The sequence below is a fragment of the Phenylobacterium zucineum HLK1 genome (genome assembly GCF_000017265.1).
GTDB lineage: Bacteria > Pseudomonadota > Alphaproteobacteria > Caulobacterales > Caulobacteraceae > Phenylobacterium > Phenylobacterium zucineum.
Map to the genome: position 1 here is coordinate 2102237 of NC_011144.1, position 12518 is coordinate 2114754.

At 71.7% G+C, this 12518-nt stretch carries 14 protein-coding genes; 5 read left to right on the forward strand and 9 right to left on the reverse strand.

Annotation, left to right across the window (positions count from 1 at the left end; all coding sequences use genetic code 11):
- Positions 1 to 53 precede the first annotated feature (53 nt).
- From acpS to pyrE, 3 genes are read right to left on the reverse strand one after another with little or no spacing between them, the layout of a single operon-like run.
- Positions 54 to 470, reverse strand: a complete 417-nt coding sequence (gene acpS / locus PHZ_RS10320) for a holo-ACP synthase (RefSeq protein WP_012522428.1) — start codon at positions 468 to 470, stop codon at positions 54 to 56.
- Positions 467 to 1228, reverse strand: coding sequence for a pyridoxine 5'-phosphate synthase (locus PHZ_RS10325; RefSeq protein ID WP_012522429.1), 762 nt, complete (start codon positions 1226 to 1228; stop codon positions 467 to 469). The genes acpS and PHZ_RS10325 overlap by 4 nt, the downstream gene beginning before the upstream one ends.
- Positions 1225 to 1809 carry an orotate phosphoribosyltransferase gene (gene pyrE / locus PHZ_RS10330; RefSeq protein WP_012522430.1) on the reverse strand — a complete coding sequence of 195 codons (585 nt, stop codon included), beginning with the start codon at positions 1807 to 1809 and terminating at the stop codon, positions 1225 to 1227. The genes PHZ_RS10325 and pyrE overlap by 4 nt, the downstream gene beginning before the upstream one ends.
- 48 nt (positions 1810 to 1857) lie before the next feature.
- Here pyrE and PHZ_RS10335 point away from each other — a divergent pair, with 48 nt between their 5' ends.
- Together PHZ_RS10335 and PHZ_RS10340 are read left to right on the forward strand one after the other, a co-directional pair.
- Complete coding sequence (locus PHZ_RS10335; protein WP_012522431.1) at positions 1858 to 2820, forward strand: alpha/beta hydrolase; 963 nt, start codon at positions 1858 to 1860, stop codon at positions 2818 to 2820.
- Entirely contained in the window at positions 2817 to 3773 is a 957-nt protein-coding gene (locus tag PHZ_RS10340) for a glycosyltransferase family protein (protein WP_012522432.1), read from the forward strand. The genes PHZ_RS10335 and PHZ_RS10340 overlap by 4 nt, the downstream gene beginning before the upstream one ends.
- 12 nt (positions 3774 to 3785) lie before the next feature.
- On the opposite strand, the gene PHZ_RS10345 is transcribed toward PHZ_RS10340, so the two are convergent.
- The 5 genes from PHZ_RS10345 to folK form a co-directional block, all read right to left on the reverse strand.
- Positions 3786 to 5954 (reverse strand): RelA/SpoT family protein, encoded by a 2169-nt coding sequence (locus PHZ_RS10345; protein WP_012522433.1) that lies wholly within the window; start codon positions 5952 to 5954, stop codon positions 3786 to 3788.
- 128 nt (positions 5955 to 6082) lie between these two features.
- Complete coding sequence (gene rpoZ, locus PHZ_RS10350) at positions 6083 to 6442, reverse strand: DNA-directed RNA polymerase subunit omega (protein WP_041373420.1); 360 nt, start codon at positions 6440 to 6442, stop codon at positions 6083 to 6085.
- 80 nt (positions 6443 to 6522) lie between these two features.
- Positions 6523 to 6732 carry a hypothetical protein gene (locus PHZ_RS10355; protein ID WP_041373421.1) on the reverse strand — a complete coding sequence of 70 codons (210 nt, stop codon included), beginning with the start codon at positions 6730 to 6732 and terminating at the stop codon, positions 6523 to 6525.
- Between the two features lie 126 nt (positions 6733 to 6858).
- Positions 6859 to 7281, reverse strand: a complete 423-nt coding sequence (locus PHZ_RS10360; protein WP_012522435.1) for a YciI family protein — start codon at positions 7279 to 7281, stop codon at positions 6859 to 6861.
- A gap of 99 nt (positions 7282 to 7380) precedes the next feature.
- Positions 7381 to 7893 carry a 2-amino-4-hydroxy-6-hydroxymethyldihydropteridine diphosphokinase gene (gene folK / locus PHZ_RS10365; protein ID WP_012522436.1) on the reverse strand — a complete coding sequence of 171 codons (513 nt, stop codon included), beginning with the start codon at positions 7891 to 7893 and terminating at the stop codon, positions 7381 to 7383.
- A gap of 1 nt (position 7894) precedes the next feature.
- On the opposite strand from folK, the gene PHZ_RS10370 reads away from it, so the two are divergent.
- Genes PHZ_RS10370 through PHZ_RS10380 form a run of 3 tightly spaced genes read left to right on the forward strand, consistent with a single transcriptional unit; the run spans position 7895 to position 10594 of the window.
- Positions 7895 to 8482 (forward strand): LabA-like NYN domain-containing protein, encoded by a 588-nt coding sequence (locus tag PHZ_RS10370; RefSeq protein WP_012522437.1) that lies wholly within the window; start codon positions 7895 to 7897, stop codon positions 8480 to 8482.
- The gene (locus tag PHZ_RS10375; protein WP_086004013.1) at positions 8469 to 9137 is read left to right on the forward strand and encodes a uracil-DNA glycosylase; all 669 of its coding nucleotides are present in this window, start codon (positions 8469 to 8471) and stop codon (positions 9135 to 9137) included. The genes PHZ_RS10370 and PHZ_RS10375 overlap by 14 nt, the downstream gene beginning before the upstream one ends.
- Before the next feature lie 53 nt (positions 9138 to 9190).
- Entirely contained in the window at positions 9191 to 10594 is a 1404-nt protein-coding gene (locus tag PHZ_RS10380) for a M20/M25/M40 family metallo-hydrolase (protein ID WP_012522439.1), read from the forward strand.
- Positions 10595 to 10619: 25 nt separating this feature from the next.
- Here the strand turns inward: PHZ_RS10380 and PHZ_RS10385 are convergent, their stop codons facing one another.
- Positions 10620 to 12446 (reverse strand): DUF885 domain-containing protein, encoded by a 1827-nt coding sequence (locus PHZ_RS10385; protein WP_012522440.1) that lies wholly within the window; start codon positions 12444 to 12446, stop codon positions 10620 to 10622.
- Positions 12447 to 12518 lie beyond the last annotated feature (72 nt).

Below are 12518 nucleotides of genomic sequence, written 5' to 3' on the forward strand. Positions count from 1 at the left end.
CCGGCCGAAAGCGGCGGGCTAGGCGACGGCGGGCGCCCGCGCCTTGATATCCGTCATTCGGCGGCGGACGGGGCGGCGGGCAGCGCCTCGATGATCACGAAGGCCTGGGCGTAGGGATGGTCGTCGGTCAGCGACAGGTGGATATGCGCCGTCATCCCGGGCGGGGTGATCTCCTCCAGCCGCCTCAGCGCCCCGCCGGTGAGCGCCATGGTCGGCTGCCCCGAGCGCATGTTGACCACGCCCATGTCGCGCCAGAAGACGCCGCGGCGCATGCCGGTGCCCAGGGCCTTGGCGCAGGCCTCCTTGGCGGCGAAGCGCTTGGCGTAGGAGGCGGCGGCGTCGGCCTTGCGGTCGGAACGCGTGCGCTCGATTTCGGTGAACACCCGATGCCGGAAGCGGTCGCCGAAGCGGTCGAGGCTGGCCTGGATGCGGCGGATGTCGGACAGGTCCGAGCCGATGCCGATGATCACGCGGCCACCTGGCGCCTGGCCTCGTCCATCAGCGCGCGCATGCGCTGGATCGCCGGGCCGAGGCCGATGAAGATCGCCTCGCCGATCAGGAAATGGCCGATGTTCAGCTCCATAACCTGCGGGATGGCGGCGACGGGGCCGACCGTCTCGTAGTCGATGCCGTGGCCGGCGTGGACCTCCAGCCCCAGACGGACGGCCTCGGCGGCGGCGGCCTTGAGGCCGTCGAGCAGTCGGGCGGCCTCGTCGCGACGGCCGGCGCGGACCGCCTCGCAGTAGGCGCCGGTGTGCAGTTCGACCACCTGCGCGCCCACGGATTTCGCGGCGGCCACCTGGGCTGGATCGGCGTCGATGAAGCAGGAGACGCGGATCCCGGCCTCCACGAGCCGCTGCACGACCGGGGCGATGACGTTGTGGCCGCGGGCGACGTCGAGGCCGCCCTCGGTGGTCACCTCCTCGCGCCGCTCGGGCACCAGGCAGGCGGCGTGCGGCCGGTGGGCGAGCGCGATGGCCTCCATCTCGGGGGTCACGGCGCATTCGAAGTTCAGCGGCCGGCCCCGCCGGCGGCAGGTGGCGGCCAGGGCGTCGATGTCGGCGTCGGAGATGTGCCGGCGGTCCTCGCGCAGGTGGGCGGTGATCCCGTCGGCGCCGGCGGCCAGCGCCAGCTCTGCGGCGCGCACGGGATCGGGGTAGCTCTCGCCGCGGGCGTTCCGGACGGTCGCCACGTGGTCGATGTTCACGCCCAGCCTGAGCTTGCTCATCCCTTCAGTCTCCGGCTGCCGGGGTCCTCGATGGGGATGGCGGCGAGCTCGGGCGGGAGCTGGTCGGCGGGATAGGCGGGCACGTCCAGCCGCGCCAGGGCCACCAGCGGCGCGCCGGGGTCGGCCCGGCCGCCCGAGCGGTCGACGATGCAGGCGGCGACGACGACGTTGCCGCCGGCCTTGCGGATCGCCTCCACGCATTCGCGGGACGAGAGGCCCGTGGTGACGATGTCCTCGACCATGGCGATGCGGGCGCCCTCGGGGATGGAGAAGGCTCGGCGCAGCTTGAACTCGCCCCCTTCGCGCTCGACGTAGACCGACGGGCAGCCCAGGTGCCGGGCCGTCTCGTAGCCCGGAATGATGCCGCCCACCGCCGGGGAGACGCAGAGGTCCACCGGCCCCACGGCCTCGGTGATCTTCGCCGCCAGCGCCTTGCACAGGCGCTCGGTGCGGTCGGGATACTGGAAGACCAGGTTCTTCTGCAGGAAGACCGGCGAGTGCAGCCCCGACGACAGGACGAAGTGGCCTTCGCGCAGGGCGCCGGCGCCGCGGAACTCGTTGAGGACGTCTTCGGTGTTCATGGACCCGGGAGATAGTCGCGTTTCGCCAGAGGCGGAAGATGCCAGCCGTTGCAGGCTGGCCCCTGCCCCCGCTACGACGGACGGATGGTGAAGGTGCTGATCGGCCTGGCGGTGGTGCTGGGCGCATGGCTCGCGGCAGGGTTCGCGATCGTGGCGGCGGCGGGGGACGTGACGCCCCACGGCCGGTTCGTGGAGATCGCGGAGGGCCGCAAGCTACGGCTGGTCTGCGAAGGGCCGGCTGAATCCGCCCCCGCGATCTGGATGGAGCACGGCGCCTTCGGCAGCGCGACGGACTGGGCGGCGATCCAGCAGAAGCTGACGGCCAGGGGCCTGCGCTCGTGCGCCTACGACCGGGCGGGCCTCGGCTTCTCGGACCCCGGCCCGCGGCCGCGCGACGGGGACGCGGCCCTGGCCGACCTTGAGGCTCTGATGGCGGCCGAGGGCGTCACGGGACCGGTCGTCCTGGCGGGACATTCCATGGCCGGCCTGCACCTGCGCCGGTTCGCGGCCGAGCATCCGGACCGGGTCGCCGGCCTCGTGCTGGTCGACGCCACGACGCCCGAGAGCATCGACGATCCCCGCGTGCGGCGGTTCGTGGGGGTGTTCAAGGCGGTGGCGCGCCTGGGCGCGTTCGCCGGCACGACGGGACTGATCAAGCCCTTCTACTACCTGGGCGAACGGATCGGCCTTCCGGAGGCGCGGGTGGCCGAGAAGCGGCGGATCTTCGTCTCGGGCCGCCACATGCGCGAGGCCGCCGCCGAGGGGCTGCAGTGGGAGCGCGCCGCCCGGCAGGCGATCGCCGCCGGCCCGCTGCCGCCCGGCCTGCCGGTCGCGGTCGTGGTCGCGGGGGATCGCCGGCAGGACAGTCCCCGCGCCGCCCCGGCCAGCCAGTCGCGGCACGGCTACTTCGAGGCGGTCCCCGAGGCCACCCACACCAGCATCCTGGGCCTGACCCACGGCGAGGCCGTAGTGCGGGGGATCGAGCACGTCCTGGCGGCCAGCGGCCGATGAAGCCGGGCGCCGACCCGTCCGCCCAGGATCCGTCCGCCAAGGGCGGCTTGCACGCCCTGCGCGGGGAATGGGCCAAGGCCGAGCCCCACCTGCGGCTGGCCGCCGCCCTGAAACCCGGCGACCCGGCCCGGCGGCACGCCCTGGCGCTGGCGCTGATGGCCCAGGGCAAGCTGCGCGAGGGCCTGCCGCTCTACGCCCACCGCTGGAGCGTGCCCGGGCTCGGGATCTCGCGGCCGCGCTTCGACTGCCCCGAGTGGCGCGGCGAGGATCCGGCCGGCCGCCATATCGTGATCTTCCCCGAACAGGGCCTGGGCGACCAGATCATGTTCGCCCGCTACGCCCCCGCGCTGGCCGCGCGCGGCGCGGAGGTGACGCTGATATGCCTGCCGCCGCTGGCCCGCCTGTTCGAGGCGCTGGGCGTGCGCGTGGTCGCCGCACAGGGCAGGATGGAGTTCCCCGACCCCGACTGTTGGGTGCTGCTGGGCGACCTGCCGCTGCGGCTCGGCGCCTTCGAGATCCCCGGCGCCCCCTATCTGCGGGGCAAGGCGCAAGGCGCCGCCAGGGCGGCCGGCGGCGTCGGCCTGGTGCGGCGCGGCAACCCGGCGCACCCGAACGACGCCAACCGCTCGCTGCCCGACGGCCTGACGGTCCCCTTCCCGACCGTCAGCCTGGATCCGGCGCACACCGGCGCGCGCGACATGCAGGACACCGCAAACATCGTCGCGGGCCTGGACGCGGTGGTGACGGTGGACACCTCGGTGGCCCACCTGGCGGGGGCGATGGGCAAGCCGGTCCACATCCTGCTGCCCGCAGCCGGCGTAGACTGGCGTTGGGGCGAGGCGGCGCGGACGCCCTGGTATCCCACCGCCAGGCTGCATCGGCAGACGCAGCCCGGCGACTGGGGGCCGGTGCTGGCCGGCGTGGCGCGGGCGTTGGAGGCCGGCGGAGCCTAGAGACCCTGGTCCCTAGCCCTTCATCCGCTCGACGGTCTCGACGCTGGGATTGGCGCGCAGGGCGGCGGCGATGTGGGTCAGGTGCTTGGCGTCCTGCACGTCCACGTCGATATCCACCTCGAAGAAGTCCTGCTGCCGGTGGTGCATGCGCAGGTTCATGATGTTGCCGCCGGCCTCGCCGATGATGCTGCACACCTGGCCCAGGACCCCGGGGGCGTTGCGGATGGTGGCGGTGACGCGGGCCCGGGCCACGGCGTTGCGCTCGGCCTCGGGCGTCCACTGCAGGTCGCGCCAGAGCTCCTCGCGCTCCTCGAACTCCGCCAGCCGCTCGCAGTCAATGGTGTGGACGGTGAGGCCCCGGCCGTCGCTCTCCAGGATGCCGACGATCCGGTCGCCGGGGACGGGCGAGCAGCACTCGCCGAAATGGATCGAGACGCCGGGGGTGAGCCCCCCGCCGCGGACGTAGAGCCGCGCGCCGGCCCCGTCCTGGATGTGGCGCCGGGCGGCGGCGGCCTCGCGCTCGGCCGCCTTCAGGCCCGGGAAGACCGCCTCCAGCACCTGGGCCGGCGGGGCGCGGCCGCGGCCGATGGCCTCGAACAGGTCCTCCTCGCTGGCCACGGCGAAGCGGTCGAGGGCGGGACGCAGCGAGACGTCCTTGCGGCTCTTGCCGGCCGACTCGAAGGCCTGGTCGATCGTGGCCCGGCCCAGGCGCACGAACTCCTCGCGCTCGGTCTGGCGGATGTGGCGGCGGATGGCCGAGCGGGCCCGGCCGGTGACCGTCAGCGAGCGCCAGTCCGGCGGCACCACGGGCTTGCCGCCGCGGATCACCTCGACCACGTCCCCGTTCTGAAGAGTCGTGCGCAAGGGCTTGAGTTCGCCGTTGATTTTGACGCCGATGGTGGTGTCGCCGATGTCGGTGTGGACGGCGTAGGCGAAGTCCAGCGGCATCGCGCCCCGGGGCAGGCTGACCAGCCGGCCCTTGGGGGTGAAGACGAACACCTGGTCGAGGTACATTTCGAGCTTGGCGTGCTCGACCAGCTCCTCGGCGTCGCCGCCGTGCTCGAGCACCTGGACGAGGTGGCGCAGGTTGACCAGCGGGTCGCGGCCGCCGGCGGCGGCCTGGTGCTCGGCGTCGAAGCCGTAGCTCTCGTTCTTGTAGCGCCAGTGGGCGGCCACGCCCTCCTCGGCGACCTGGTCCATGGACTCGGTGCGGATCTGCATCTCGATCCGCATCCCCTTGGGGCCGACCACGGTGGTGTGCAGCGAGCGGTAGTTGTTCCGCTTGGGCGTGGAGATGAAGTCCTTGAAGCGCTCGGGCACGCTGGGCCAGGCGCGGTGGATGACGCCGAGCGCGCGGTAGCAGTCGTCCTCGGTGTCCACGATCACCCGGAAGGCGTAGATGTCGGAGAGCTGGGAGAAGCCGATCGACTTGCGCTGCAGCTTCCGCCAGATCGAGAAGGGATGCTTCTCGCGGCCGAACACCCGGCTGGGCACGCCGGCCTCCTGGAGACGGGTGGTGATCTCCTGGCTGACCAGGGCGACCGCCCCGCCCTGCTGCTGGCGCAGCACCTCGAGCCGGCGGATGATCGCATCGCGCGCCACCGGATTGAGGTGGGCGAAGGCCAGCTCCTCCAGCTCGGCGCAGATCCGGTGCACGCCGATGGAGCGGGCCAGCGGGGCGTAGATGTCGAGCGTCTCGCGCGCGATCCGCTCGCGCTTGGCGGGCGTCTTGATGAAGTGCAGCGTGCGCATGTTGTGAAGCCGGTCGGCCAGCTTCACGAGCAGGACGCGCACGTCCTTGGAGATCGCCAGGATGAACTTGCGCAGGTTCTCGGCCTGCCGCAGGTGCTCGGACGAGAGCTCGAGCTTGGAGAGCTTGGTGACCCCCTCGACCAGCTCGGCGATCTCGGCGCCGAACAGCTCCTCCACCTTCTCGCGGGTGGCGTCAGTGTCCTCGATGACGTCGTGCAGCAGGGCCGTGACGATGGTCTCGGTGTCCAGCCGGTAGTCGGTGAGGATGCCCGCCACCTCGATCGGGTGGGCGAAATAGGGGTCGCCCGAGGCCCGCTTCTGCGAGCCGTGCTGGCGCATGGCGTAGACGTAGGCGCGGTTCAGCAGCGCCTCGTCGGCCGTGGGGTCGTAGGAGCGGACCTTCTCGATCAGCTCGAACTGGCGCAGCATCTTCGGCCGCCGGGCAACGGCGGCCGACAGCTGGGCGGGAGAGTCCTTGGGCTCGGCCGGGCGAGCTTCCGGGAGGGCGGCGGGTTCGATCGCCGCCTCGTGAGTGAGTGGTTCTGCGCCTTCGGGGCTCAGTACCGCTCCTCCTGACCGCCGTCGCGGTCGCTCTGCAGGGCGCGAACCAGCTCGAGCTCGCTCATCTGCATGTGGGTGGGATCGGCCAGCAGGGCGAGGGTCTCGGCCTCTTCCTCGGCCTCGGAGCGCTCGTCGACGCGCTGCAGCGTGCCGATGAGGGTTTCCTTCAGCTCTTCGGCGTCGACCACGTCCTCGGCGATCTCGCGCAGGGCCACGACCGGGTTCTTGTCGTTGTCGCGATCGACCATGATCTGCGAACCGGCCGAGATCGCGCGGGCGCGATGCGCCGACAGCAGAACCAGCGAGAAGCGGTTCGGGACCTTTTCGATGCAGTCTTCGACGGTGACGCGGGCCATGGAGTCCTCAAGTCGGGGATAGAACCGGCGAAAATAGAGCCTCGGGGCCCATTGTGCAACGCCGCATCGGCGAAAAGCCCTTATTCCGCCGGGCCTTTGCGCCGCACGACCCGCCGCAGCAGGAGCCCTCCGAGCGCGGCCATGAGCAGCAGCGGCAGGACCGCGACCGCCAGCCGGACCGCCCCCTCGCCCGCCCCGCGGACGATGTCGGGCCACAGCGGCGCGCCGCCGCCCTCGAGCCGGCTGACCAGAAACGAGGCGGCAAGGCCGAACAGGAGCCAGGACGCCACGGCGGCCGCGACGCCCCAGCCGATCCCGCGCCCGCCGAACCGCCAGGCGAGCCAGGCCAGCGCCAGCGCCTCGGCGGCGAGGACGGCCTGCAGCCAGGCGGGAGCGGCGAGCAGCGGGACCAGCGGTCAGCTCCGGGTCTGGCCGAGGGCGCGGTCGTAGGCCTCCTTCACCTCGCCGGTGAAGACGTCGCCGAAGTCCTCCAGCTCGTAGACCTGGCGGATCTCCAGGGTGACCTCGGCCTCCTCGAGGATGCACGGCCACTTCTTGGCCCACTCCAGCACCTGATCCCAGCTGTCGGCCTCGACCAGGGTGTAGCCGGCGACCAGCTCCTTGGTCTCGGCGAAGGGGCCGTCGACGACGAGAGGCTTGCCGTCCCTGAAGCTGACCCGCTTGCCGCGCGCGCTGGGGTGGAGGCCGTCGCCGCCGAGGATCTTCAGGTGGCGGCCCATCTCCTCGTGGTAGTCCATCATCGCCTTGGCGAGCTCCCGGCTCGGCATGACGCCGGCCTCGGTGGCCGCGTCGGCCTTGCGGATCAGCATGAAGCGCATTGTCGAACTCCTGGATACGGGCGGCCCGATGCGCGCCCTTCGGCGGGACGACGAACGGGGCGCGGAAGGGCCGACATTTTCGTCAGACGGACTAGTTTATCAGACAGGCCTGGCGTCCAGCCCCACGGTGGCGGCGCGGGCCAGCTCGGCGGCGGTGCGGCCCAGCACCGGATGACGCCACTCCGGGGCGATCTCGGCCAGCGGGCCCATGACGAACAGCCGCTCGTGCGCTCGCGGGTGGGGCAGGACAAGGCCGGGCGCGTCCCGCACCTCGCGCCCGTAGGCGATCAGGTCGAGATCCACCGTCCGCGCCGCATTCCTGAGCGATCTCGTGCGTCCGAACGCCGCTTCGAGGGACAGAAGCCTCTCCAGCACCTCTTTCGGGGGCGCCGTCGCCTCGACAAGCGCGACGCCGTTGCGGTACTCAGGCGCCATTGGGTCGGGCCAGGCGGCCGAGCGCCACCAGGACGACCGAACGAGGATTTTCAGCCCCGCGTCGGGGAAGCGCGCCAGAACCGCCTCCAGCAGCGCCTCGGACGAGCCGAAGCCGTCCGGCAGGTTGCCGCCCAGGGCGACGACGACCGCCCGATCGCTATCCAGGACCCCTGCCAAGATGACCTTCTACCCCACGGACCGGCTGGCGCTGTTCATCGACGGGGCCAACCTCTACTCGGCGGCCAAGAACCTCGGCTTCGACATCGACTACCGCAAGCTGCTGGAGGAATTCCGCAAGCGGAGCGTGCTGGTGCGGGCCTACTACTACACGGCCCTGGTGGAGAACGAGGAGTATTCGCCGATCCGGCCGCTGGTCGACTGGCTGGACTACAACGGCTACCGGCTCGTGACGAAGTCGGCGCGGGAATACACCGACAGCCAGGGCCGCAAGCGCTGGCGCGGCGACATGGACGTGGAGATCGCCGTCGACATGCTGGAGATGGCGGCCCACGCCGACCACCTGGTCCTGTTCTCGGGCGACGGCGACTTCCGGGCGCTGGTCGAGGCTGTGCAGCGCAAGGGCAGCCGGGTGACCGTGGTCTCGACCCTGAAATCGCAGCCGCCGATGGTCTCGGACGAGCTGCGCCGGCAGGCGGACAGCTTCGTGGACCTGGCGGACCTGGCCGACATCATCGGGCGGCCCAGCCGCCTGCCCCGCTTCATCCAGGAAAGCCAGCGCGACGCCCAGGCCGATGCGGATGCGTGAGGCCGAGGCCGCGCTCCGCGGGCCCGAACCACCGCGCGACTGTCCGATCTGCCCCCGGCTGGTGGCCTACCGCGAGGCGAACCGCGCGGCCCATCCGGACTGGTTCAACGGCCCGGCGCCCTCGTTCGGCGACCCTGACGCGCGCCTGCTGGTGGTGGGCCTGGCGCCCGGCCGCACGGGGGCGAACCGCACGGGCCGCCCCTTCACGGGCGATTTCGCCGGCTGGCTGCTCTACGAGACCCTGCTGAAGACCGGCTTCGCGCGCGGGACCTACGAGGCGCGTCCCGACGACGGCCTGACCCTGACCGACTGCATGATCACCAACGCGGTGCGCTGCGCCCCGCCCGGCAACAAGCCCGAGACCTCGGAGGAGGCCAACTGCCGGCCGTTCCTGACCGCGCGGCTGGCCAGCCTGCCGCGGCTGAGGGTGATCGTGACGCTGGGCGACGTCTCGCGCCGCAACGTGCTGCGGGCGCTGGGGCTGAAGGCCTCGGCCGGGATCCCCGGCCACGGCTCGGAGTTCCAGGCCGGCCCCTACACGGTGCTCAACAGCTACCACTGCTCGCGCCTCAACACGAACACCGGGCGCCTCACGCCGGACATGTTCGAGGCTGTCTTCCAGCGCGCCCGGGCGCTGATCGGCCCGGCGGATTGACGCGGGCCCGGGGGGCTCTAGCGTCGCACGGCCACGCTTCCACGGAGTCGCCCTTGCCCGCCTTCCGGACCTTCGCCGCCGCCGCGGCGCTTTCCGCCGCCCTCGTATCTTCCTTGGGCGCGCCGGCGCTCGCCGCGCCCAAGGCGGACCCCGCCCTGCACGCCCGGGCGCTGGAGATCCTGACCACCGGCATCGGCTACCGGACGGTGGCGGGCGGCGACCAGGTCGTCCCCTACGCCGAGTACCTGAAAGGCGTGCTCGTGGCCGGCGGCTTCAAGCCGGAGGAGATCACGATCGAGCCCATGAAGGGCACGGCGTACCTGCTCGCCCGCTATCCCGGTCAGGACCCGAAGAAGAAGCCGATCGTCATCTCGGGCCATATGGACGTGGTCGAGGCCAAGGCGCAGGACTGGACCCGCGATCCGTTCAAGCCGGTGGTGGAGAACGGCTGGATCTATGGCCGCGGCGCCGTGGACAACAAGTTCGACGTCTCGATGGTGGTGGCGACCCTGGCCAACCTGCGCCGGCAGGGCTGGCGGCCCGGCCGCGACGTGATCCTGGCGCTCTCGGGCGACGAGGAGACCACCATGGCCACCACGGCCGCCCTCGCCGAGCGGCTGAAGCACGCCGAGATGGTGCTGAACTCGGACGGCGGCGGCGGCAGCCTGAAGGACGGCAAGCCCCTGCCCTACGCCCTGCAGGGCGCCGAGAAGACCTACGCCGACTTCAAGGCGACCTTCACCGACCCCGGCGGCCACTCCAGCCGGCCGACGCCGACCAACCCGATCTACCGGCTGACCAAGGCCCTGGACCGGCTGGCGGCCTACCGCTTCCCGACCATGAGCAACGAAATCACCCGCGCGGCGCTGGCCGCCGAGGGCGCGGCGACGCCGGGCCCGATCGGCGAGGCGCTGAAGGCGTTCGCGAAGAACCCCGAGGACGCCGCGGCGATCGCCACGCTGTCGGCGACGCCCGACTACAATCCCGTCCTGCGGACCACCTGCGTGGCGACCATGGTCGAGGCCGGCCATGCGCCCAACGCCCTGCCCCAGAAGGCCGAGGCGACGGTGAACTGCCGGATCTTCCCCGGGACCTCGTCCGAGAGCGTGCGCCAGACGCTGATCGAGGTGATGGCCGAGCCGACGATGACCATCACCCGGGTGGACGACGGCTCCATCGACAGCCCGGCCTCGCCGCTGCGCCCCGACGTGGTGGCGGCGGTGACGAAGGCGGTGCATGCCCGCTACCCCGGCCTGGCCATCACGCCGTGGCAGGAATCCGGGGCCTCGGACTCCATGCACTTCCGCGCCCAGGGCGTGCCGAGCTACGGCGTCTCGGGCCTGTTCATGGAGCAGGGCCAGGCCTTCGCCCACGGGCTGAACGAGAAGGCCCCGGTGGCCGCCATCGACGGCTCGCTGGCGCACTGGGACTCGCTGCTGCGCGACCTGGCGAAGTAGCCGCCGGGCCGCGCCGGGCGGGCGCCTACTTCGCCCCGGCGATGTAGGCGTCGACGCGCTGCTCCAGGACGTCGAGCGGGATGGCGCCCGCCGCCAGCACCACCTCGTGGAAGGCGCGGACGTCGAACTTGTCGCCCAGCGCCGTCTCGGCCTTGCGGCGCAGCTCGGAGATGCGCAGCTGGCCCAGCTTGTAGCTGGTCGCCTGGCCGGGGTTGGTGAAGTAGCGGTCGATCTCGCTCTGGATGTCGCGCTCGGAGTTCAGGGTGTTGTCGCGCATGTACTGCACGGCCTGGTCGCGCGACCACTTCTTGGCGTGGACGCCGGTGTCCAGCACGAGGCGGGCGGCGCGCCAGATCTCGAGCGAGAGGCGGCCGAAGTCGGCGTAGGGGTCCTGGTAGAAGCCCGCCTCCTTGCCCAGCTTCTCGGCGTAGAGCCCCCAGCCCTCCTGGTAGGCGCCCTGGTAGGCGTAGCGGCGGAACATCGGCAGGTCCGTCTGCTCCAGGGAGCGGGCGATCTGGAAGTGATGGCCCGGCGCGCCCTCGTGGTAGGCGATCGCCTCCAGCTGCGGCTTCAGCACCTGGGTCATGTCGGACAGGTTCACGTAGAAGATGCCCGGGCGCGAGCCGTCGGGGGTGCCGGTGTTGTAGAAGGCCACCGAGGCGGTCTTCTCGCGGAACGGCTCGACCGCGCGGACCTCGAGGGCGCCCTTCGGCAGCACCGAGAACTGCTTGTCCGCCGCGGTCGCCATGTAGTCGGCGATGATCTTCTTGGCGTCGGCGAGATACTGCTGCTTGCCGGCGTCGGTGTTGGGGTAGCGGAACTTCGCGTCCGTCTTCACGTGGGCGAAGAAGTCGTTCAGCGAGCCCTTGAAGCCGACCTGGCGCTGGATGGCCTCCATCTCGCCGCGAATCCGAGCGACCTCCGAGAGCCCGATCTGGTGGATCTGGTCGGGGGTCAGGTCGGTGGTCGTGAAGAAGCGCACCATGTCGGCGTAGAAGGCCTCGCCGTCCGGCAGCGCCCAGACGCCGTTCACGGCGTCGGCCTTGGCCTTCATCCGCTCCAGCGCCGCGACATAGCGGGCGTAGCCGCTGCGCCACTCGCCCTTCAGCGCGGCCTCGCCATCCTTCAGCAGGCGGGCCTTGGTCGCCTCGTCGGCCTTGAGCGCGGCGACCTTCTTCTTGAAGTCGGCCCAGACGGCGTGGTCGGGGCCGGCGTCGAACGGGGCGCCCTTCGTCTGGTTCTGGGCGTCGGGGATCACCCGGCCGAAGACGAAGGCGGGCGGCAGGAAGCCCTTGGCGGTGCGCGCGTCGATGTCGGCGGCGACCTCGCGGGCCACGCGGTCCATGGCCTTCAGGCGCGAGACGTAGGCCTCGGCGTCGGCCACGGTGTCCACCCGGTGGACGTTGATCAGCATCACGGGCACGCCGTCGAGGGCGCTCCCCGTCGAGCTGACGGCGTAGTTCTGCCAGTACCACCTGTCGAACATGCGCTGGTTGGCGACCGACTTCTCGAAGAGGTCGTAGGAGACCTGCGAGGCCGGGCTGAGCTTGGCGCGGTCGAACTCGCGCTTCATGCGCGCGAGCTGGGCCTCGGACACCGCCAGGGCCTTGTCCTGCCCGGCCTTGGTGTAGTCGCCGAGCTCGCCGTAGCGCTCCTTCAGGCCCAGCTGGCTGAGCGTCTCGGGGCTGAGCCGGGCGCTCTCCATCCAGGCGTCCTGGAAGAAGGCGGCGAGCCGCGCGTCCTCGGACTGGTTGGCGGCGGCGGCCGGCGCGGCGGCCGGCTGCTGGGCGTAGGCCGGCGCAGCGGCGAGGACGGCGGCGAGCGCCAGGGCGGAACAGGCGGTGCGGAACATGGAGAACCCCCAAGGTTTGACCGAGGGATAGGGGGCGCCCCTGCCCGGCCCAAATGAAATCTTGGAAAGGCG